The sequence below is a fragment of the Paraburkholderia terricola genome, from assembly GCF_003330825.1.
GTDB classification, from domain to species: Bacteria; Pseudomonadota; Gammaproteobacteria; order Burkholderiales; family Burkholderiaceae; genus Paraburkholderia; species Paraburkholderia terricola.
Map to the genome: position 1 here is coordinate 682,251 of NZ_CP024942.1, position 21,057 is coordinate 703,307.

The 21,057-nt window shown below is 65.2% G+C and carries 17 protein-coding genes; 5 read left to right on the forward strand and 12 right to left on the reverse strand.

Annotated elements, in window-relative coordinates; translation table 11 throughout:
• Positions 1-11 precede the first annotated feature (11 nt).
• From CUJ90_RS21570 to CUJ90_RS21595, 6 genes are all read right to left on the reverse strand, one after another.
• Positions 12-800 (reverse strand): IclR family transcriptional regulator, encoded by a 789-nt coding sequence (locus CUJ90_RS21570; RefSeq protein WP_227470627.1) that lies wholly within the window; start codon positions 798-800, stop codon positions 12-14.
• A gap of 131 nt (positions 801-931) precedes the next feature.
• Positions 932-2,473 (reverse strand): AMP-binding protein, encoded by a 1,542-nt coding sequence (locus CUJ90_RS21575; RefSeq protein ID WP_114163901.1) that lies wholly within the window; start codon positions 2,471-2,473, stop codon positions 932-934.
• 25 nt (positions 2,474-2,498) lie between these two features.
• Positions 2,499-4,280, reverse strand: coding sequence for an ABC transporter permease subunit (locus CUJ90_RS21580; RefSeq protein WP_114163902.1), 1,782 nt, complete (start codon positions 4,278-4,280; stop codon positions 2,499-2,501).
• 19 nt (positions 4,281-4,299) lie between these two features.
• A complete protein-coding gene (locus tag CUJ90_RS21585) occupies positions 4,300-5,370 on the reverse strand; it encodes an ABC transporter ATP-binding protein (protein WP_114163903.1) in 1,071 nt (356 codons plus the stop codon).
• A 10-nt stretch (positions 5,371-5,380) separates the two neighbouring features.
• Positions 5,381-6,442 carry an ABC transporter substrate-binding protein gene (locus CUJ90_RS21590; RefSeq protein WP_073430438.1) on the reverse strand — a complete coding sequence of 354 codons (1,062 nt, stop codon included), beginning with the start codon at positions 6,440-6,442 and terminating at the stop codon, positions 5,381-5,383.
• A 45-nt stretch (positions 6,443-6,487) separates the two neighbouring features.
• On the reverse strand, positions 6,488-7,249 hold the full coding sequence (locus CUJ90_RS21595; protein ID WP_083082733.1) for an enoyl-CoA hydratase/isomerase family protein: 762 nt from the start codon (positions 7,247-7,249) through the stop codon (positions 6,488-6,490).
• A gap of 358 nt (positions 7,250-7,607) precedes the next feature.
• Between CUJ90_RS21595 and CUJ90_RS21600 the strand changes: the two genes are divergently transcribed.
• On the forward strand, positions 7,608-7,982 hold the full coding sequence (locus CUJ90_RS21600; protein ID WP_073430440.1) for a DUF2784 domain-containing protein: 375 nt from the start codon (positions 7,608-7,610) through the stop codon (positions 7,980-7,982).
• A gap of 60 nt (positions 7,983-8,042) precedes the next feature.
• Here the strand turns inward: CUJ90_RS21600 and CUJ90_RS21605 are convergent, their stop codons facing one another.
• Positions 8,043-8,528, reverse strand: coding sequence for an aminoacyl-tRNA deacylase (locus CUJ90_RS21605; RefSeq protein ID WP_073430441.1), 486 nt, complete (start codon positions 8,526-8,528; stop codon positions 8,043-8,045).
• Positions 8,529-8,713: 185 nt separating this feature from the next.
• On the opposite strand from CUJ90_RS21605, the gene fusA reads away from it, so the two are divergent.
• Positions 8,714-10,765, forward strand: coding sequence for an elongation factor G (gene fusA, locus CUJ90_RS21610; RefSeq protein WP_114163904.1), 2,052 nt, complete (start codon positions 8,714-8,716; stop codon positions 10,763-10,765).
• Between the two features lie 113 nt (positions 10,766-10,878).
• On the forward strand, positions 10,879-11,502 hold the full coding sequence (locus CUJ90_RS21615; protein ID WP_073430443.1) for a LysE family translocator: 624 nt from the start codon (positions 10,879-10,881) through the stop codon (positions 11,500-11,502).
• Between the two features lie 14 nt (positions 11,503-11,516).
• Here the strand turns inward: CUJ90_RS21615 and CUJ90_RS21620 are convergent, their stop codons facing one another.
• Positions 11,517-12,932, reverse strand: coding sequence for an aminotransferase-like domain-containing protein (locus CUJ90_RS21620; protein ID WP_073430444.1), 1,416 nt, complete (start codon positions 12,930-12,932; stop codon positions 11,517-11,519).
• Positions 12,933-13,138: 206 nt separating this feature from the next.
• Between CUJ90_RS21620 and aptA the strand changes: the two genes are divergently transcribed.
• A complete protein-coding gene (gene aptA, locus CUJ90_RS21625; protein ID WP_114163905.1) occupies positions 13,139-14,467 on the forward strand; it encodes an omega-aminotransferase AptA in 1,329 nt (442 codons plus the stop codon).
• 92 nt (positions 14,468-14,559) lie between these two features.
• Here the strand turns inward: aptA and CUJ90_RS21630 are convergent, their stop codons facing one another.
• Entirely contained in the window at positions 14,560-15,084 is a 525-nt protein-coding gene (locus CUJ90_RS21630; RefSeq protein ID WP_114163906.1) for a DUF6496 domain-containing protein, read from the reverse strand.
• A gap of 180 nt (positions 15,085-15,264) precedes the next feature.
• Here CUJ90_RS21630 and CUJ90_RS21635 point away from each other — a divergent pair, with 180 nt between their 5' ends.
• Positions 15,265-15,516, forward strand: coding sequence for a hypothetical protein (locus tag CUJ90_RS21635; RefSeq protein WP_073430447.1), 252 nt, complete (start codon positions 15,265-15,267; stop codon positions 15,514-15,516).
• 103 nt (positions 15,517-15,619) lie between these two features.
• Here CUJ90_RS21635 and CUJ90_RS21640 read toward each other — a convergent pair whose 3' ends face one another.
• The 3 genes from CUJ90_RS21640 to CUJ90_RS21650 form a co-directional block, all read right to left on the reverse strand.
• Positions 15,620-16,828, reverse strand: coding sequence for an ABC transporter substrate-binding protein (locus tag CUJ90_RS21640; protein ID WP_083082743.1), 1,209 nt, complete (start codon positions 16,826-16,828; stop codon positions 15,620-15,622).
• An 81-nt stretch (positions 16,829-16,909) separates the two neighbouring features.
• Positions 16,910-20,521 carry a molybdopterin cofactor-binding domain-containing protein gene (locus tag CUJ90_RS21645; protein ID WP_114163907.1) on the reverse strand — a complete coding sequence of 1,204 codons (3,612 nt, stop codon included), beginning with the start codon at positions 20,519-20,521 and terminating at the stop codon, positions 16,910-16,912.
• Positions 20,518-21,045 carry a (2Fe-2S)-binding protein gene (locus CUJ90_RS21650; protein WP_073430450.1) on the reverse strand — a complete coding sequence of 176 codons (528 nt, stop codon included), beginning with the start codon at positions 21,043-21,045 and terminating at the stop codon, positions 20,518-20,520. Before CUJ90_RS21650 ends, CUJ90_RS21645 begins: the two co-directional genes overlap by 4 nt.
• Positions 21,046-21,057: the final 12 nt, after the last annotated feature.

A 21,057-nucleotide genomic window follows, 5' to 3' on the forward strand; every position in this document is an offset into this window, starting at 1 on the left:
CCTTACGCTGCTCAGTCGGCCCGCCGCCGCGATGAAATCGCCGACGCCGTCGATATGACCAGATCGGCAAAGCGACGCTCGTCGCGATCCGCTTGCCAGCGCGGCCGCGCAACAGCGATATTGACCGCGCCAATGCCGCGCCCGCGCGAATTCGTCACAGCCGCGGCCGTGGAAATATCGCTGACGAAGTACTCGTCTTCCGTGTGCGCGTACCCCTGCTTGCGAATCTGCGCAATGCGCTCCTTGATCTTGCGAGGCTGATAGACCGTGGCCGAGGTGTACGCGACAAGATTCGTGCGCTGAAGAATGTCGTCGATCTCGCCGTCGTCGAAAGTCGCGAGAATCGCCAGCCCCGGCGCCGTGCAATAGGCCGGCAGGCGCGAGCCCGTGATCACGTGCGCATTGAAGACGTTGCGGCTCACTACGCGCAACACGAAGATAATGTCCGTGCCGTCCAGAACCGTGAGATTCGTGGCCTCCTCGGTCTCCGAACCGAGTTGCTGCAAATACGGCGTGGCGCGGCTTACCAGGTCGTTCGAGGTCAGATAGTGGTAAGTGAAATCGAGCAGCTTGGGCGACAGTTCATATTTGCGGCTTTCGGGATCCTTGAACAGATAGCCGAGCGCCGCAAGCGTGAACGTGAAGCGCTGCGTCGAACTCATGTCGAAGCCGGTGAGCGCGGCGATCTCCGAGAGCGACAACTGCCGCTTGCTGCCGTCAAAAGCGGTGAGCACGGTCATCGCTTTCTCAACCGATTGGACGTACAACGAAGACGCCGTTGGATCGGCCGCAGCTTCCACAAGCGCAGTGGGGTCGCTCTTTTTCTTACGCGGAGTTTTGGGCGGCGCAGTGGTCACGATGGAAACCCGTTGTGCTAACAAGCCTGAATTATCGCATACAGATATTGGCTATCTATATGCGATAGAGCATCTCACGCCGCCACGCTGTTCAATCGGTCCCATGCATCGCTGACATCGCGTGCCAGCAGGTGCTTTTTAATGCGCTCGCTGGGCGTCAGTTCGAAGTGTGTCACCGCGCGATAGTAACGCGGCAACTGGAAGCTCGCGAGACGCTCCGCCGCCCACGCATGCACCGATTCCCAGTCGGGCGCGGCGTCCTTGAACTGCACGTTCAGCAGAATGTCCTGCTCGCCGATCGCCGAGGCCACCCCGATCGCGGCGCTCGCCCTGATCGCCGGATGCTGCGCGAACACGCGCTCGATCTCCCACGCCGAGACGTTCTCACCACGCACACGCATGCTGTCGGTGCGCCTGCCGACGAAGTACAGGTCGCCATCGGCGTCCCGGCGCGCGCTATCGCCGGTGTGCAGTTTGCCATTGCGAAGCGCCCCCCGCGTCGCGTCGTCATTGTTCAGATAGGCCGGCAAGAACGTGCCTTCCACGCGGCTCGACAGGACGATTTCGCCCGCCTCCCCGTCCGCGACCGGCTCGCCGTTCTCGTCGAGCAATTCGACGTCGATCCACGGCAACGCCTTGCCGATCGAACCGGGCTTGCCGCTCGCATTCAGTGTCGCGAAGCTCGAACACTCGGTCATGCCATAGCACTCGCGCAGTCGAACCCGCAAACGCGACTCGATGGCCGCCCACGCGGACGCGCTCACACCCGCGCCCCACGCGACGCGAAGCGTGTGCGCGTGCGGTTGCGCGTCGGCGGGAAGCTGCATCAGGATATCGAGCACGCCGCCCAGGTAATGCAGTTGCGTCGCCCGTGAGCGGGCAATCTGCGCCCAGAACTGCGTGGCCGAAAAGCGCGGCACGACGTGCAACTCGACCGCTTCGAGAAAGGGCAGCAACAGCATCTGCGCGCCGCCGATGTGGCAAAGCGGCTCCCAAAGAAACAGCCTGTCGCCGGCGCGCACGTCCGCCACCTGCAACGCCGCCTCGCTCGCGATTCGCATCATCCGGTGCGTGAACACCACGCCCTTGGGCGCGCCCGTCGTGCCCGACGTATAGATCACACACAGCGGATCGAACGGATCGATGCGCGGCGCGGACAGCGCGGCGCCGCTATCGCCCGCGTCGAACGCCGGCATTCGAACGAGGCGGGTCGGCCCGCACGCCACACCGTCGATCGCTTCGTCGAACATCGGCTCGGAGACGAAGAGCTTCGGCTCCGCATGCTCAAGCAGATATTCGAGCCCGGCACGGCGCAGCTTCGTATTCACCGGCACCCACACGAGACCGCTGACGATCAGCGCATGGATGAGATGGATATGCTCGGCGCTGTTGCCGAGCATTACCGCGACGCGGTCGCCCGCCGTCAGCTTCTGCTGCGCGAACCAGCGTTGCAATTGCGCGATGCGTTGCGCGGACTCGGCACGCGGGACCGCGTGCCCGTCGAAATGCAGTATGGCGTTCGACGCACCATCGCGCAGTCCGGCGACGATCAGCGGCGCGCAGTCCAGCGCGTCTTGCGGGTGACGTTGGGCGAAATACTGGGAATAGCTGTGCATGGGTCGATAGCGTGGAAACGGTACGTTAGCGCGTCGTGCGCCGAAGCCGTGAGGAAATGAAAACGACCAGTGCGATCAGAACGACGAGCGTCGTCGAGACCGCGGCGAGCGTCGGTGTAACGGCAAGCTGGATGTCGTCCCACATCTGCTTGGGCAGCGTGGTGTTGATGCCGCCGCTCACGAAGATCGCGATCGTCAGATCGTCGAACGAAACGATGAAGGCGAACAGGAAAGCCGCGGTGACGCTCGCCATCAACAACGGCAGCACGATCGTCGCAATGCGTCGGACGGGCGACGCGCCCATCACCCGCGCCGCGTCGTCGAGGCGCCAGTCGAACTGGCGAAAGCCGGCCGCGAGCGTGACCACCACATAGGGAATCGCCAGCACGGTGTGGCCGATCACGAGGCCGGCGTTGGTGCCGGTCAGCCCAAAGCGCGCGAACAGATACAGCAGGCCGACCGCGATCACGATGCGCGGCACGATCAGCGGCGCGACGAGCAACGCGAAGAGCGGCTTGCTCGCGCGCTGCGACATGCGGGTCAGCGCAAGCGTCGCGCCGAGACCGAGTGCCAGCGACAGCACCGCGGTGCCGAGCCCGACTTCAAAGGAGCGAATCAATGCGCTCTGCCATACCGGCGATTGCAAAAACGTGCCGAACCATTTGAAGCTGAACAGCTTGGGCGGAAATGCAATGAAGTCGCTGCGCGTGAAGGCATACGGAATGACCGACAACACCGGCGCCACCAGCACCGCAAGGACCGCGAACGTGTAGAGACGCAGCGGCCCGAAGCCTCGCTCGGCAGGCGCCGCGCCCGTCATGCGGCGTTTGACGAGCGGCGCAGTCAAGCGGCCCGCCGCTATCAGCAAGGCCAGCTTCACGCCGTGCGCGCGCGAGCCGCGGCGCTTGTCCCGCACTTCCCCCGTCAACGACGAGAGGCCCACGAGCCGGTCGTAGACGAGAAAGATCACGATCGAGCACACCAGCAAGACCGTGGACAACGCACCGGCGAAGCGCATATCGAACAATTCGAGCACCGACGAGATCACCAGTTGCGCGATCATCGTTTCCTTCGGCGAACCGAGCAGCGCGGGCACGATGAAGAAACCGAGGCTCGAAATGAACACGAGCAGGCCAGCCGCCGCGACGCCGGGCGAGGAGAGCGGCAGAAACACCGTGAAGAAACTCGTGCCGCGCTCGGCACCCAGCGTCTCGGCGGCCTGCGCGAGACGATCGTCGATGCCGCGCATGACCGGCAACATCGTCATGACGGCGAGCGGCAGCATTGCGTGCACCATGCCGATCAGCACACCCGTCAGCGACGGAATCGTGCCGTTGGTCCGGCTAACGAGACCGAGGGCGAGCGCGACCGTCGAAAGCACACCGGTCTTCGACAGCAGCAGCATCCACGCATAGGTTTTCACGAGGTAGCTGGTCCAGAACGGCAGCATGATCCACAGCAGCCACCGCTCGCGCGAGCGCGGCGACAGACGGCTTAGCAAATACGCCACGGGATAGCCGAGCAGCACGGAAATCGCGGCGGTCAGGAACGAGATGGAAAACGTAATCCACAGCACTTTGGCGTAGACCGGCGTGCGCGCGATCCGCTCGAATTGCGCGAGCCCGAACGTGCCGTCCGCGCTGAAGAGACCGCCCTGCAGAATCTCGCCGACCGGCACGATGAAAAACAGCAGCAGGAACAGCAGCGCCGGGACGATCGGCAGCAGACGCATCGAGTGCGCAACCCAGCGGAAACGGCGCGCACGCGCGGCGTCGCGTGGAGGCTGAGCCTGGAGGGCAATGGTCATGGTCGTTCCTTGGCGCTCGTCATGCGGACAGCAACGTGGTGCGATGCGGATCCCACACCAGCCCGACCGTATCGCCGATGCACGGCGACAGGCCGCGCTCGCACCGCACGCTCAGGTGACTGCCGTCGGACAGGGTGAGTTGAACACGCGTATCGCTGCCGAAGAACACGATGTCGGAGATCGTGCCGTCGAGGAAGCCGCTCTTCGGCTCGACGAGACGCGGCGCTTCAGGGCGCAACAGCAGGCAGTGCCTCGCGCCTGGCGAGCCGGGCATGGCGGCGCCACGTTGCGGCAGCGGGACGCGGCCACCCGCGGTCAGCAGAATCGGTTCGCCCGCCGGGCCGCGCTCGTGATCGACAGCGCCTTCAAGCAGATTCGAATGACCGATGAAACCCGCCGCGAAGCGCGTGGCCGGCCGGTCATACAGATCGACCGGCGTGCCCACCTGTTCGATGCGCGCCTGATTCATCAGGCAGATGCGATCCGACAGCGTCAGCGCTTCGTCCTGGTCGTGCGTCACGTACACGAAGGTCGCGCCGAGCTCCTTATGCAAGCGGCGAATCTCCGACTGCATGTGCTCGCGCAATTTCTTGTCGAGCGCACCGAGCGGTTCGTCGAGCAGAATCACCGAAGGCCGGTAAGCGAAGCAGCGCGCCAGCGCGATGCGCTGCTGCTGGCCGCCCGACAGTTCCTGCGGATAACGCTTCGCGTAGTCGTTCATGCGCACCATCGTCAGCGCATCGTCCACCGCGCGTTTGACTTCCTCGCGCGACTGGCGGCGCATGCGCAAACCGTACGCCACGTTGTCCCACACGCTCATGTGCGGGAACAGCGCATAGCTCTGGAACACCATGCCGATGCCGCGCTTGCCGGGTTCCACATGCGTGACGTCGCGGCCGGCGATTTCGATGCGCCCCGCGCTCGGCGCGACTAGTCCGGAAATCATCTGCAACAGCGTGGTCTTGCCCGATCCGGACGGGCCGAGCAGCGTGAGAAATTCGCCGGCCTGCACGGTCAGATCGGTAGGCTGCAACGCAACCGTTTCACCGTAGCTTTTGGCGATGCCGATGGTTTCGAGTTTGGCACTCATCGCGACCTCTTCAGGAAATGATCCAGGTATTGAAGCGCTCGGTCACCTTCTGACGGTTGTCCGCCCACCATTGCGGACTCGGCAGGCGCATTTCGCGCAGATTGTCCGGGGCGGTGGGCAGGATCGCCGCGCGAGCGGCCGGGATCGATTCGAACGATTTGCGATTGGTCGGACCGTAGGCAAGCGTGGCCGTCAGCGTCGCCTGGCGTTTCGCATCGGCGCAAAAGCGCACGAACTGCCTCGCGAATTCGGCGCGCGGCGTGCCTTTCGGAATACCCCATCCCTCGATTGAATAGAGACCTTGATTCCACACGATCGTGACCGGCGCACCGCCGTCGCGGGCGGCCTGAGCACGGCCGTTCCACGTCGAGATCATGTCGACGTCGCCGCTCTGGATCGCCTGCATGGCTTGCGCGCCGGACGTCCACCAGATGTTCACGTGCGGCTTGATCCGGTCGAGACTGCGGAACGCGCGATCGACGTCGAGCGGATACAGCTTGTCGAGCGGCACGCCGTCGGCGAGCAGCGCCTGTTCGAGCGTGTCCAGCGGACTGCGGCGCAGACAGCGGCGGCCCGGAAAGCGCTTGACGTCCCAGAAGTCCGCCCACGACTTGGGACCGTTCTGGCCGAACTTGTCCTGGCGGTACGCGAGCACGGTGGCGTAGACATCGACGCCAAGCCAGTTCGGCGTCACCGCATCGGTCATCAGATCGGGAAAATCGCTCGCCTTCAGACCGATCGGTTCGAGAAAGCCTTTTGATTCGAGGTACGGGATATCGGCGGAAAGCGTGAGCGTGGTGACGTCCCAGACGAAGTTCTTCGTCTGCACCATCGCCGCGAGTTGCGCGACGGGTTGCGATTCGCGCGCGACACTCACCACCTTGATGCCGGTGGCTTTTTCGAACGGAGCGTAAAACGCGTCGCGATAGGCGGTGGTGTAGGGACCGCCGGGATCCGATACGACGATCTGTTTGGACTGCGCGCCGGCCAGTACCGGCATGGCGCCCGCGAGTGCTGCGCCGCCGACGCCCTGCAGAAAGCGGCGCCGGTTCAGGTTGAGGTCTTGCGTCATGCTCGGGTCTCCCGCACAGGATGAAAAGGAACGGCCGCTGCGTGGCTACTTCGCGCGTTCGCGAAAGAACGCTTCCATCATTCGCGCCGGCTCGCCGGAGTCGTAGGCTTCACGCTGGATGCGTGCGCCGGCTGCGATGGCGTCGCGAAAGCCCGGCTCGGTCATCTCGCGAAAACGCTGCTTGTCCAGACGCATTGCGACGGGCGGCTTCGCGGCGAGCTCAGTGGCGATTTCAAGCGCCTTCGCGAACACCTGGTCTGCCGGCACGATGTGATGAATCAGCCCGATGCGGTGACATTCGTCGGCATCCATCAGGCGGCCCGTCAGCGTCAATTCGATCGTGCGCGACATGCCGAGCATTTCGCTCATGATCCACGGCCCGGTAGTGCTCGCAATGCCCGCGTTGATCTCGGGCTGCCCCATGCGCACGCCCGGATGGCCGACGCGAATATCGCCGAGCAACGCAACCTGAAAGGCCGAACCGGCGGCCGTACCGTTCAACGCCATGACGAGAGGCTTCTTCAAGCCGCGCAGCACCGCGTAGTAGCGCTCCCACTCCTTGACCCACGCCACCGCGCGCTCGCCGTCGAAGTCGTGCGCCTCCGACAGATCCTGTCCCGCCGAAAACGCGCGGTCGCCGGCGCCGGTCATGACGATCGCGGCCACGTCGCTGTCCGCGTCGAAACGCTGCAATGCGTCGATGATCATTTCGCGCATCGCGGTAGTCCAGGCATTGAGGCTGGCGGGACGATTCAACGTAATGACGGCGACGCGCCCGTGGCTCGAAACAAGAATGTCTTCGTTCATTTGTTATCTCATAGAGATAGTTGATGGTGTATAGAAATATACGTTTGCCAAAATACACATGCAAGGTGAATGGGCTGGGGGTTTACGCGCAGCGGCAACTCATGCGTGAGTTCGCAACCAGAGGCAGGCTCGTGGGATCGGCTCAATGTCCGGCACAGGTACTTCGCGCCGGTCGAGACGGGGCAGGAGCGATAGCGCGGGACGCAATCGACTCGTCGCCGGGTCGCCGGAAGGTGCGGCGCAGGCGCTTGCGGGAAGGGGGATGCCACCGTGCATCGAGCTCGGCCGGGTCGATGCGGCAACGTCGATACAGTGCGAATTTCAGTCTACAGTTGGCCGTGGATGATGCGAGGACATCATGATCTGGCTCGCCGATGCGGTACTCGTAATGCATGCGCTAATTGCGCTTTTTATCGTGGGCGGACTCGCGGCGATCTGGGTCGGTTCGCTCCTCGATTGGGAATGGGTGCGCCACCGGCTGTTCCGGCTCGCGCATCTGTTCGCGATCGGCCTGGTGGCGATCTTGTCGCTAGTCGGTGTGGTCTGTCCGTTGACCGCGCTGGAAGACTGGCTGCGCGGCGGCTCGGTTGACACGCAAGGCTTCATCCAGCGCTGGGTGAGCCGCCTGCTCTACTACGACGTGCCGGTCTGGATGTTGACGCTCCTATACGTGGTGTTCGCGCTGGCAGTTCTGCTGAGCTGGCGCGCAGTTCCACCTCGCCAACGCACGTAGCGCACGTAGCGCAAAGCCCGCACTGTGTAAGTCTCTCTGCATCCGGCACCCACTCACTAGTCACATCGGCATGCCTTGCATGCGACGCGCGAAACGCGCCCGTTCGGCCTGATCCATCAAATCCAGAAACTGATCCGTGTCCATGTGAATCAGTTCTTCATGATCGCCGGCTTCGAAATAGACGTCCGGCTGCCGCGCGAGGCTCTCGTCGAGAAAGGTCGGCATGCCATAGGCCGCGCATACCGGCGGGAGCGCACCCGCGTCGCAATCCTTGAATAGCTCCCGCAGATCGACCTCTTTCGCCAACACGAGACGGCGTCCGGTCTGCGCCCACAGTTCGGAAAGCCGCACGGCGTAGGTCGATGGCAGCACCGCCGCCACATAGCCGTGCTCGTCTTCGAGCAGCACGGTCTTGACGAGACGGTCGCCGGGAATATGCGCCGCCGCCGCGGTTTCAACGCTGGAATGGCTGTACGGATGGTGCACGATTTCGTACCGGGAACCCTTGTTGCGCAGACAGTCCTGGAGAGTCGCGGACATGGACATGACGCACCTCCTTTGAAAACGAAGGGAACGGAAGATGATTGCGCGAGACTTCTAAAGGATAGGTCGCTTTCGCGCGCATGTGAAAAACATGCGGACGGAAACGATCGTGCGCGATTATCCCGTATGGCATGCGGGCCGGTTTTCGCCAATAATGGCCCGACATCCACTACCGGACGAGGGCGGCCATGCATTACAGCCCCGACGCCATTCGCACGATCGCCCTGGTCGGGCATGCCGGATGCGGCAAGACCTCGCTTGTCGAAGCCCTGCTCCACCAGGGCGGCGCGATCCATGCGCCCGGCAGCGTGGAGCGCGGCACCACGGTCTGCGATTTCGACCCGCTCGAACGCAAATATCAGCACTCGCTGAACTCCGCCGTCGTCCACCTCGACTACCGCGATACGCGCGTCTATCTGCTGGACACCCCCGGCTATCCGGATTTCTGCGGTCTGTCGATCAGCGCGCTGCCCGCCGTGGAAACGGCCGCCGTCGTCGTCAATGCGCAGACCGGCATTGAAATGACCACCCTGCGCATGATGGCGTGGGCACAGGAACGCAAGCTGTGCCGGATGCTCATCGTGAACGGCATCGACGGAGAAAAGGTCGACCTTCCGGCGCTCCTCGCGCAAATCCAGCAGACGTTCGGCACGGGTTGCCTGCCCATCAACCTGCCGGCGCAGAACGGTCGCCAGGTGGTGGACTGCTTTTTCAACCCGGCCGGCGACGCCGATTTTCTGTCGGTTGCGGCTGCGCACAATGCGCTGATCGATCAGGTGATCGAGATCGACCCCGCCCTGATGGAGCTTTACCTCGAACAAGGCGAGGCGATCAGCCCCGAACAGTTGCACGAGCCCTTCGAGCGGGCGCTGCGCGAAGGACATCTGGTGCCGATCTGCTTCACGTCGGCGGCCAACGGCGCGGGCGTCGCGGAATTGCTCGACCTGTTCGTCCGGCTGCTGCCCAATCCGCTGGAAGGCAACCCGCCGCTCTTCTACCGCGACGCCGGTGAACGCCGGCAAGTCGTGCGCGCGGAACCGGTCGCCGACAAGCACGTCCTGGCGCACGCCTTCAAGATCGTGATGGACCCCTACATCGGCAAGATGGCCGTGTTTCGCATCCATCAGGGCACGGTCAGGCGCGACAGCCAACTTTATATCGGCGATGGACGCCAGCCGTTCAAGGTCGCCCATCTGATGCTGCTGCAAGGCAAGGAGCACGTGGAGGTCACGCAGGCCGGCCCCGGCGATATCTGCGCAACGGCCAAGGTCGACGAAATCGGCTTCGACGCCGTGCTGCACGACGCCCCCGAGGACGGCGACATCCACCTGACTCCGCTCGACTTCCCCACGTCCATCTACGGTTTGGCGATCGAGCCCGCGCGGCGCGGCAACGAGCAGCGCCTCTGGGAGGTTCTGCAAAAGCTCAGCGCGGAAGACCCGTGCCTGCGCATCGAGCACCCGGTCGGCACCAACGAAACGGTGGTGCGAGGTCTGGGCGAACTGCACCTGCGCCTCATGCTGGAGCGGCTATCCGACCACTACAAGCTGGAGGTCGTCACGCGGCCGCCGAAGATCGCCTATCGGGAAACCATCGGCGGCGGGGCCGAGGGGCATCATCGCCACAAGAAGCAAACCGGCGGCGCCGGGCAATTCGGCGAAGTGATGCTGCGCGTGGAGCCGTTGCCGCGCGGCGCGGGGTTCGAGTTCGTCGACGCCGTCAAGGGCGGCGCCATTCCCGGGCAATTCATGCCCGCCGTGGAAAAAGGCATCCAGCAGGTTATCGAGAGCGGACCGCTCGCCGGCTTTCCGATGCAGGACGTGCGCGTCACCGTGTTCGACGGCAAGAGCCATTCCGTCGACTCCAAGGAAGTGGCCTTCGTCGCCGCCGGGCGCAAGGCCTTCGTCGATGCGGTGCTGAAGGCCCAGCCCATTCTGCTGGAGCCGATCGTGGGCATCGAGGTGACGACGCCGGAAGCCGCGATGGGCGACATCATCGGCGACCTGTCCGCCAAGCGCGGTCAGGTGCATGGCACGCGCGCGGCCGCCGGCAACGCGGTGGTGGTATCGGGGCAGGTGCCCTTGTCCGAACTCAACGACTATCAGTCGCGCCTGAACGCCATCGCCGGCGGGCACGGCAGCTATAGCATCCAGTTCAGCCACTATGACCCGGTGCCGCCCGCGCAGCAGGAGCGAATGGCGTCGCAGCATAAAAAACAGGGCGACGGCACGGCGCCATGAGCCGCCTGCCCCGCTTCATCGTACCGGACACCATCTCACAAACCGTATAGGTACTGTACCGGGCTGTCTCGCTAGAATGCTCGAAAGCCTCATCGACCGATTCGGAGACGTCCATGTCGTACCTTAGCTTCAGCGCGCTGCCCGCCGGCATTCTGTTCGCGCTCGTCACCAGCATCACGCCCGGCCCGAACAACACCATGTTGCTGGCCTCGGGCGTCAACTTCGGTTTTCGCCGCACGCTGCCGCATGTGTCCGGCATTAGCGTGGGCGTCGTGCTGTTGATGCTGTCGGTCGGAATCGGCCTCGGCGAAGCCTTCGTTCATTTCCCGGTGCTGTACACGGTGCTGGAGGTCGCGAGCGTCGTCTATCTGCTGTACCTGGCGTGGAAAATCGGCACGTCGGGCGAACTGAAGGTGAAGAACGGCGAACGCCGGCCGATGAAATTCCATGAAGCCATCGCCTTCCAGTGGGTCAACCCGAAGGCATGGATGATGGTGCTGACCGCCGCCACGACGATCCACCTCAGCGCGAGCACCAGCATGAACGCCGTCGCCATGGCGGCGGTCTTCTACGTGATCGGCTTTCCGTGCATCTGCCTGTGGGCGGGCTTCGGCACCGCGATGCGGCGCGTGCTGTCGGACCCGAAGCGCCTGCGCGTCTTCAATGTGGCGATGGCGCTGCTGCTGGTGTTCTCGTTGTATCCGATCGCGCTGAAGCTCGTCGGGCTGGACGCGTGAGCGCCTGCGCGCGGCTAGAGCGTGCCCTGCCCGACTCGTTCGATGAACCGCCATAGCGCGTCGTCGGTCGAGTACGGCGCGTTGAAGCGGAACCAGGCGCTCGGGGCGTCGTCGGGACGGAAATAGGAACCGGGCGCGAGCCAGATGCCATGCGCGAGCGCGGCGGTCGCCACTTCGCCGGCGCGCCCGGCGTCGATCGGCAGGCGCGCCCACAGAAACAGGCCGGCGCGCGGCCGGTGAAACACGTCGAGCCCGAGCGAATCGAGCCGCTCCTCCACCGTCGCGTGCGCCAGCTTGAGCCGCTCGTTCACCGCTTCCACGTGACGCGCGTAGCGCCCTTCCAGCAGCACCTTGTCGACGATCCGCTCGATCGCCTCCGACGACGTCAAGCCCACCGCCATCTTCGTGCGCGCCAGTTCGCGCAGCACCGCGCGCTCGGCGACCACGTAGCCGCAGCGCAGCCCCGGCGTCACCGTCTTCGAAAAGCCGCCCACGTACAGCACGCGCTGCAAGCCTTCCATCGCGGCGAACAAGGGCGCGCCGGAGGGTGCAAGCTCGCGGCTCACGTCGTCCTCGATCACCCACATGCGCTGACGCTCGGCGATTTGCAGCAGGCGGAACGCCGCCGACATGCCGAACGTCGCGCCCGTCGGATTCTGCAAGGTGGTGTTGACGAAGATCGCCTTCGGCTTGTGCTGCGCGACCAGCGCTTCGAGCACATCCGTATCGACGCCGGCCGGCGTGCGCGGCACGCCATGCACGACCAGTCCCGCCAGCTTGAGAATCTGCAGCAGATTGCAATAGCCGGGATCTTCGACGATCACGGCGTCGCCCGCGCGCAGCAACGTGCGGACGATCAGGTCGAGCCCTTGTGTCGCGCCTTGCGTGAGCAGCACGTTGGAAACATCGACGGGCAAGCCGCGGCGGTCGAGTTGTTCGGCGATCCGCTCGCGCAACGGCGCGAAGCCGTAGGGATGCCCGTAATCGCCCAGACGCGCCGCCGGCACCCGGCTCATGGCGCGCAGCGCGTGCTGCAAACCGGTCTCGTTGATCCATTCGTTCGGCAGCCAGCCGCCGCCCGCCTTGATCGGCACCGAATGGTCGGCGAATACGTCCGAGAGCAGCCAGGTCGCGGTGAGGCTCGGCGGCTGCCAGTCGGTGGCGGCCACCCGCGTGGATTGCGAGCGCGCCGCCACGCGATAGCCGGAGCCGCGCCGCGCGACCACCAAACCCATGGAAACGAGACGGTTGTAAGCCTCGGTGACGGTGAAGGTGCTCAGTTCGTGGCTGTGCGCCAACTGACGCACCGACGGCAGCAACGCGCCCGCGCGCAGCGATTGCGCCTCGATCGCGCTCGCGAAACCCTGCACGACCTGCTCGACGAGCGTGGGAGCGGCGCGCCGGTCGCGTTCAAGTTGTAGTTCGATCATGGTCGGGATCAGGAGCCTGGCGGCGGCCGATTTAGCGTGACAGGGTGCGAGACGAAGGCGATTCATCGACACAGTTCGCACAGATCCACCAACACAGTTAGCGTCACACTGCGTCAACTGTTTATGCCGCCATTAAACCGCGGACGCTACAGTTTCGCAACGCCCCAAAGGAAGTCGCCTTGGGGGACCACTTCGAGGAGAAACCCATGACTTCGCGCCCCGTCATCGACGACCTGTCGTCTTTCTGGATGCCCTTCACGGCGAACCGCCAGTTCAAGGCCGCGCCGCGCCTGCTGGAATCGGCCAAGGGCATGTACTACCGCAGCACCGACGGGCGCGAGGTGCTCGACGGCTGCGCGGGTCTATGGTGCGTGAACGCCGGCCACGGCCGCGACGAGATCGTCGCCGCGATCACGCGGCAACTGTCCACCATGGACTTCGCGCCGACGTTCCAGATGGGCCACCCGCTCGCGTTCGAAGCCGCCACGAAAGTCGCCGAACTGATGCCGCAAGGCCTCGACCGCATCTTCTTCACGAACTCGGGTTCCGAATCGGTCGACACCGCGCTGAAAATCGCGCTCGCATACCACCGTTCGCGCGGCGAAGGCCAGCGCACGCGTCTGATCGGCCGCGAGCGCGGCTATCACGGCGTGGGCTTCGGCGGCATTTCGGTCGGCGGCATCGCGCCGAACCGCAAGACCTTTTCCGGCGCGCTGCTGCCGGCGGTCGATCATCTGCCGCACACGCACAACCTCGAACACAACGCGTTCTCGAAGGGCCAGCCCGCCTGGGGCGCGCATCTGGCCGAGGACCTGGAGCGCATCGTCACGCTGCACGATGCGTCGACGATCGCGGCCGTGATCGTGGAACCGGTGGCCGGCTCCACGGGCGTGCTGATTCCGCCGCAAGGCTATCTGCAGAAGCTGCGCGAGATCTGCACGAAGCACGGCATCCTGCTGATTTTCGACGAAGTGATCACCGGTTTCGGCCGCGTCGGCAAAGCGACGGCGAGCGAATATTTCGGCGTGACGCCCGACCTGATCACGATGGCGAAGGCCATCAACAACGCCGCGATTCCGATGGGCGCGGTCGCGGCAAGCCGCACGATCCACGACACGATCGTCAACAGCGGCGCGCAAGGCGCAATCGAGTTGTTCCACGGCTACACGTATTCGGCGCATCCGGCAGCGGCTGCCGCCGCGGTCGCGACGCTCGACCTGTATCGCCGTGAAGGTCTGTTCGAGCGCGCCGCGTCGCTAGCGCCGACGTTCGAAGCCGCCGCGCACTCGCTGCGCGGCGCGAAGCACGTGAAGGACATTCGCAACCTCGGCATGATCGCGGGCGTCGAACTCGAACCGCGCGACGGCGCGCCGGGCGCGCGCGCTTACGAGGCGTTCGTCAAGTGCTTCGAGGCGGGTGTGCTGGTGCGCTTTACCGGCGACATTCTCGCGTTCTCGCCGCCGCTCATCATCGATGAAGAGCAGATCGCCCACCTCTTCAAGACCGTGGGCGACGTGCTGGCGACGGTGCAGTAAATCGCTTGAACGGCGGCGGCGGCGCGGCTCCATGCGCTGCGCGCCGCCGCGCCGTTTGTAAAGCACACGCTCGCCGGGCGTTACGCCGTGAGCTAGTGATGCGCGCGTGCAGCCCTTGTCCGCGCGGCTTTCTTGGCGGCTGCGGAGCGTCCCGCGGCACCCTTCGTGGCAGCGGCCTTTTTTGCCGCGGCCGAACGGCTGGCCGCCGGGCGTTTGGCCGCAGCCGACTTGGCCTGTTTCGACATCGCCGCGTGCGACGCGCCCGCGCCGCTTTCACGCTTGAGCACACTCTCCGACACGCGTGAGCGCTTGGCCCTCGTTTCGGTGCTGGCGCTCTTCTTCGCCGTGCTCTTGTGCTGGCCGGCGGCGCTGTCCTTCTCCGCTTTCTTGCGGGTGGCCTCGCTCGTGGTGCCCTTCTTCGGCGGCTTCAGCGCGACACCCGCGCGGCGCGCTTCCGACAAACCAATCGCAATGGCCTGCTTGGCCGATTTGACGCCGTGCTTGCCGGCGCGCACCTTGTCGACCTGTTCCTTGACGAACTCACCGGCCTGAGTGCTGGGTGCCTTGCCGGCGCGTTTATCGGCTTCGGCACGCTTGATGGTTTTCTTTTCGGGCATGACAGTCCTCCAGTTGGCTGTGGGCCTCTGTCATGCAGCAACACCCGTGCCGGGGGTCGACAACCGAGCCGACAGCCGAACCACGTCGCGAAATCGGCTGCGGGACTCGCGCCGCTCACGTGGACGGCGTATGGTAATGGCGAGGGTTGGCGCCGTGGTCCGACCCGCCTGGAGACGCCCATGAAGATACCCACTGTTCGCGCAGGCGTGCATATCGAAGGCGTGCACTGGATCGCCGAATACGCCGAAGACGTTCACGAGATTCGCGTGTTTCGCGAAGGCCAGGAAGTGGACGTGCATGACGCGCCCTCCTCGCTGTTCGGCGACGAGGAGAACGCGGGCTCGAAGAGCACCGCGGATCATCGCGCCGTCGAGGCCGCCGTGCTGGCTTATCTGAGGCGGTTCGTGATCGAGCACGACGCGGAGGAGTAGGCTTGCTGGCCTGTTTGCCTTTTTGGCCTTTGGTCCGCGCCGCATTTCTCCGTAGGCCCGCGGCGCTCGCTGGCCGCCGCGGCGGGCCTACGCACAACCCACCCTACTCCGCGGCCCGCAGCTTCTTCACCTCGGCATCCGACGGCTGAACGCTCGCGCCGTCGATATAACGATACGAAGTCATCACCCCCTTGCCGTCCTTCAAACCCGTCACGCCGACATAAGCGCCCATCGTCGACTGATTGTCCTGCGCGCGAAACGTGACCGGCCCGAACGGCGTCTCCACGCCGAGTCCCTTGAATGCGGCCGCGAGCTTGTCCGAATCGACCGAACCCGCCTTCCTGATGCCAGCCGCGAGCGACATCAGCGCCGAATAACCGACGACCGAGCCGAGCCGCGGATAATCGTGATACCTGGCCTGATACGCATCGACGAACTTCTTGTTGGCCGGCGTATCGATCGAATACCACGGGTAGCCGGTCACGATCCAGCCGCTCGGCGCTTCCGCACCCAACGGGTCGAGATAATCCGGTTCGCCGGTCAGCAGCGAAACCACGCTGCGGTCCTTGAACAAACCGCGCGTATTGCCTTCGCGCACGAACTTGCCGAGATCGGCGCCGAACAGCACGTTGAAGATCGCATCGGGCTTCGCATCGGCGATCGCCTGGCTCACCGCGCCCGCGTCGACGCTGCCGAGCGGCGTGGCCTGTTCCGCGACGAACTGCACGTCCGGCTGCGCTGCCGTCAGCAGCTTCTTGAACGTCGCCACCGCCGATTGCCCGTACTCGTAGTTCGGATACACCAGCGCCCAGCGCTTCTTCTTCAGCTTGACCGCCTCCGGCACCAGCATCGCCACCTGCATATACGTGGAAGGACGCAAACGGTACGTGTATTTATTGCCATCGGCCCACACGATCTTGTCGGTCAGCGGCTCGGCGGCGAGGAAGAAAATCTTCTTCTGCTTGGCGAAGTCGGTAAGCGCGAGGCCGGTGTTCGACAGGAAACCGCCGAACAGCAATTGCACCTGCTCGCGTGCGATCAACTCCTGCGCGACGCGGATCGTGTCGCCGGGGTTGCCGTTGTCGTCGCGCGAGACCACTTCGAGCTGCTTGCCGAGCACGCCGCCCGCCGCATTCACCTGTTCCAGCGCGAGATTCCAGCCGTTCTTGTAAGGCCCGAGAAAGGCGGGCTGCGCCTTGTAGCTGTTGATCTCGCCGATCTTGATGGTCTGCTGGGCGCTCGCGCCCAACGCGGCGAGCGACAACACCGTCGATATCGTGAGGCGGGACATCCATCCTGCGCGCGTGGTCATGCGTTTCTCCGTGATCAAAGGGATTGCGGGAATGCGGGTCGTTGTTATCAGGCACTCGATGCGGCCAATGCTTCACTCGGTTCACTCTGCCCGCGGCGTCGCGCGAATCCGGGCGACGCTCGCCGTCACGTTCTGCCAGGCGGGCTTGCCGCCGGCGAACTGCTGACGCAGATACGTGACGAGTTCGGCGATCTGGGCGTCGTTGAAACTGTCGCGGTAAGCCGGCATCGTACCGAGTTCAGGACGCGCAGGCGAGCCGATGCCGTCGAGAATCACGCGAATCAGGTTGTCAGGCGTCGCGCTGTGCAGGTTCGTGTTGAGCGCGAGCGAGGGATGCGCGCCGAACAATTGCGGCCCGCTGCCGGTGTGATGACAGGCCGCGCACGCGCCGTCGAAAAGCCGCGCGCCGAGGCCCGACGGTGTGCCCGTGATCGCGCTCGCCTGTTCGTACTGACGCGCGAGCGCCGCCGGATCGGCATTCGCTTGCAATGGATTGAGCGACGCGAGATACGCGGCCATCGCGCGAATATCGCTATCCGGCAACGCCGCGAGTTCGCTGACGACGGGCGCCATCGGCCCGGCCGCGACGCCGTGCAGCGGCGCGTGACCCTGCCGCAAATAGCTGAACAATTCGTCCTCGCTCCAGGGCACGGGGGCGTTGGAAAGCGTCGACAAGGCAGGCGCTTCCCACCCTTCCGCCAGGCCGCCGCCCATGAAAGCCGCGCCGGTCTTCTCGGCGCCGAATGCGTTGCGCGGCGTGTGGCACGCGCCGCAATGGCCGAGCCCGTTCACCAGATACGCGCCGCGATTCCATTGCGCGCTTTGCGTCGCGTCGGCGGTGAACGCCGTGCGCTCGAGAAAGAGCCCGTTCCATGCGGCCATCAGCGGACGCACGCTGAACGGAAACGCGAGCCTGGTTTCCGGCGGACGCGAACGCACCGGCGTTTGCGCCATCAGGTACGCGTAGAGCGCTTTGAGATCGTCGTCGGAGGTGTTCCTGAACGACGTGTACGGGAACGCGGGATACAGGTGATGCCCATCGCGGCTGATGCCTTGCCGCATCGCCCGCACGAATGCGTCGAGCGACCATGTGCCGATGCCGGTTTGTGCATCGGGCGTGATGTTGGTGCTGTAGACGATGCCGAACGGCGTATCGAGCGGCTTGCCGCCCGCGTTCGGCACGCCGTTGCGCGCGGTATGGCAAACGGCGCAATTGCCGAGCGACGCCAGCAGTTTGCCGCGCGCCACCCGTTCCGGCGAAAAGGCGCTCGCGAGCGGCGGCGTGATCGGCGCAATGGCTTGCGGCGCGAGCGTCAATGCGCCGAGCCAGCCGGCCGCGCCCGCCGCGAACGCGCCGAGAAAACCCAGACGCCAGCGCTTTTTCTTGCGCGCCGCCGCTTCCTCGGCTTGCGCATCGGCGAGCGCGGCACGGATCGTTTCCGGCGTGAATGGCGGCCGGCGAAAGCGCACACCTGTCGCGTCGTAGAGCGCATTGGCGATCGCCGCCGCGCCGGGCAGCGACGCCGATTCGCCGGTGCCCATCGGCGGCTCGCCGTGGCGCGGCATCATCACCACATCGATGACCGGCACTTCACGGAACGTCAGAATCGGATACGCGCCCCACTCCTGGCTCGTCACCGCGTTTTCGCCGAAGGTCACGCGCTCCTTCAACGCGCGGCTGGTCGCCTGAATCACATTGCCGTGTATCTGATGGCGCACGCCGTCCGGATTGATCATCGTGCCGGTGTCCTGGCCGACCACCACGCGCGTCACGGCGAGTTCGCCGCTCTTGCGATTCACTTCGACGTCCGCGACCCACGCGGACCACGCCGCGCCGAAGCCCGGAAACTTGCTGTGTATATAACGGGCGTAAGCGAAGCCCCGGCCGCGCGCGATGTCGCCTTGTTCCCGCGCCTCTTTCAACGCGGCGTTGCGCGGTTCCCAGCCGGCTTTTTCGGCCACCGCCTTGACCAGATCGATCGCGCGCGGATCGCTCAGATGCCTCAGACGAAACTCGATCGGATCGACGCCCGCCTGCGCCGCGAGTTCGTCGATGAACGATTCATGCGCGAAAGTGTTCGGCACCGCCGACACGCCTCTTAGCCACGACGCCCGCACGATCGGCGGGGTATCGTCGCAAACGATGCGCATCGCGCGATAGTCATACGGCGGCACCGCCGTGCGGTCGCCCATTTCGAACACTTGCGGTTCCGCCGAGATCGCGCCGGTGAGCAGCAGCGCCAGCGTGGGCGCATCGTTCGACGGATAACGCGTCGCGAAGTCATACGCCGCCAATTCGCCTTCCGCGCCTAAAGCGCCGCGCACGTCCATGAGTTGCGCGGCGCCCTTCGGTTCCCACGCATGCTCGTCCTCGCGCGACAGTTGCACGCGCACCGGGCTACCGGTCGCGCGTGAAAGCAGCGCGGCGTCGGCGGCGACATCGTCCGCGCAATTGCGGCCGTAGCAGCCCGCCGCGTCCATGCGCACGATGTCGATCCGTGCTTCGTCCATCGACATCAGCAACGCGAGATCGGCGCGCAGCGAATGCGGATTCTGCGTGCCCGACCAGACCTTCAGCTTGCCCTCGCGGTAATCGGCGACCGCGCACGACGGTCCAATCGACGCATGCATCTGAAACGGCCATACGTACGTGCTTTCGAGCGTGCGCGCGGGGTCTCGCGCCAGCGCCGCGTCCACCTCGCCCTCGATCACCAGATCGCGGCGCTTCGCCGGATTGGCGCGCAACGCGGCTTCCACTTCCGCGCTGGTTTCGAGCGGCGGCAAAGCCTGCACCGTTTTCCACCGCACGTCGAGCCGCTTCGCTGCCTGCTGGGCGACTTCCTCGCGCTCCGCCACGATGCCGACGAAATCGCGAATCACCACCACCTTGACGATGCCCGGCAAATCGCTGACCGAGTTTTCATCGACATGCAGCAGGCTATTGCCGATCAACTCGCCCTGCGCGATGCCCGCATAGGGCGGCCTCACCACACGGCCGTGCAGCATGCCGGGCACGCGCACGTCATGCACGAAGCTCAATTCGCCGGTTGCCTTGGCGGGAATATCGACACGCGGCGCGCTCTTGCCGACGATCTTGTACGCATCCGGCGATTTCAACGGCGCGTCGGTGGCGAGCGTCAATTCCACGCGCCGCCCGGCGATCAGTTCGCCGTAGCCGATGCCTGTGGCCGCATCGCCGCCGCGCGGAAAGACCACGCCGTCGCGCACGTCGAGTTGCTCCACACCGAGATGCAAACGCGCGGCCGCTTCCGCCAGGAGATACTGCCGCGCCTGGGCCGCCGCGTGCCGCAAAGGCACCGCTGAAATCTGAATCGTCGCGCTGGCAATCGTCGGCCCCTGATTCGGCGCTTCGCCGGTATGGCCGAGCACGATCGAAACGCGCGTCAAGGGCACATCCAGTTCTTCCGCGACGACCTGCGCGAGCGCCGTGCCGATGCCGGTGCCGAGATCCACGTGACCGTTGAACGCGACCACGCTGCCGTCGTCGCGCACCACGAGAAACATGTCCGCCTCGGTCGGCACGAACGACGAGCGCGAGCCCGGCTGACCGATCGCGGGCTTTACCGGCGCTTGCGCGGGCCGCGTGACGATCAGCACGTTCCGCGCGTCGTAGAGCTGCCGGCGCGACGGCGGCGCGGCGCGTCGATCGACGCTGAAGTCCGGCCCCGTCATGCGCGCGCTCCCTCATGCGTTCCCTGCTGCGCGGCCGTCGCCGCCGCTTGCGCGGCGAGCAGTTCGGCGGCGCGCTGCACCGCGCGCACGATCTCGACATGCGTGCCGCAACGGCACAGATTGCGCGACAACTCGCGCCGAATCGTCTCGACACCCGGATGCGGATCGCGATCGAGCAGCGCCTTGGCCGTCATGATCATGCCGTTCAGGCAATAGCCGCACTGCGCGGCCTGTTCCTCGATGAACGCCTGCTGTACCGGATGCGGCGCGGTGCGCGTGCCGAGCCCTTCGAGCGTGGTGATTTCGCGGCCTAGCGCGACCTTCGCGGTCGTCACGCATGAACGCGTCGGCACGCCGTCGAGCAAGACTGTGCATGCGCCGCATTCGCCGAGACCGCAACCGAATTTCGGACCATTGAGCGCGAGATCGTTACGCAGTAGATAAAGCAACGGCGTGTCGGCGGCGGCGCTGACGAGATGCGTCGCGCCGTTCACCTTCAGCGTAAGCGGTGCCGGGCGGTTCATGAAGCGCGGCGC

Coding starts and splice junctions, on each gene's coding strand:
- CUJ90_RS21575 (WP_114163901.1), bottom strand. CDS start 2,473: ATGCACAGCTATTCCCAGTATTTCGCCCAACGTCACCCGCAAGACGCG.
- CUJ90_RS21580 (WP_114163902.1), bottom strand. CDS start 4,280: ATGACCATTGCCCTCCAGGCTCAGCCTCCACGCGACGCCGCGCGTGCG.
- CUJ90_RS21585 (WP_114163903.1), bottom strand. CDS start 5,370: ATGAGTGCCAAACTCGAAACCATCGGCATCGCCAAAAGCTACGGTGAA.
- CUJ90_RS21590 (WP_073430438.1), bottom strand. CDS start 6,442: ATGACGCAAGACCTCAACCTGAACCGGCGCCGCTTTCTGCAGGGCGTC.
- CUJ90_RS21595 (WP_083082733.1), bottom strand. CDS start 7,249: ATGAACGAAGACATTCTTGTTTCGAGCCACGGGCGCGTCGCCGTCATT.
- CUJ90_RS21600 (WP_073430440.1), top strand. CDS start 7,608: ATGATCTGGCTCGCCGATGCGGTACTCGTAATGCATGCGCTAATTGCG.
- CUJ90_RS21605 (WP_073430441.1), bottom strand. CDS start 8,528: ATGTCCATGTCCGCGACTCTCCAGGACTGTCTGCGCAACAAGGGTTCC.
- fusA (WP_114163904.1), top strand. CDS start 8,714: ATGCATTACAGCCCCGACGCCATTCGCACGATCGCCCTGGTCGGGCAT.
- CUJ90_RS21615 (WP_073430443.1), top strand. CDS start 10,879: ATGTCGTACCTTAGCTTCAGCGCGCTGCCCGCCGGCATTCTGTTCGCG.
- CUJ90_RS21620 (WP_073430444.1), bottom strand. CDS start 12,932: ATGATCGAACTACAACTTGAACGCGACCGGCGCGCCGCTCCCACGCTC.
- aptA (WP_114163905.1), top strand. CDS start 13,139: ATGACTTCGCGCCCCGTCATCGACGACCTGTCGTCTTTCTGGATGCCC.
- CUJ90_RS21630 (WP_114163906.1), bottom strand. CDS start 15,084: ATGCCCGAAAAGAAAACCATCAAGCGTGCCGAAGCCGATAAACGCGCC.
- CUJ90_RS21635 (WP_073430447.1), top strand. CDS start 15,265: ATGAAGATACCCACTGTTCGCGCAGGCGTGCATATCGAAGGCGTGCAC.
- CUJ90_RS21640 (WP_083082743.1), bottom strand. CDS start 16,828: ATGACCACGCGCGCAGGATGGATGTCCCGCCTCACGATATCGACGGTG.
- CUJ90_RS21645 (WP_114163907.1), bottom strand. CDS start 20,521: ATGACGGGGCCGGACTTCAGCGTCGATCGACGCGCCGCGCCGCCGTCG.
- CUJ90_RS21650 (WP_073430450.1), bottom strand. CDS start 21,045: ATGAACCGCCCGGCACCGCTTACGCTGAAGGTGAACGGCGCGACGCAT.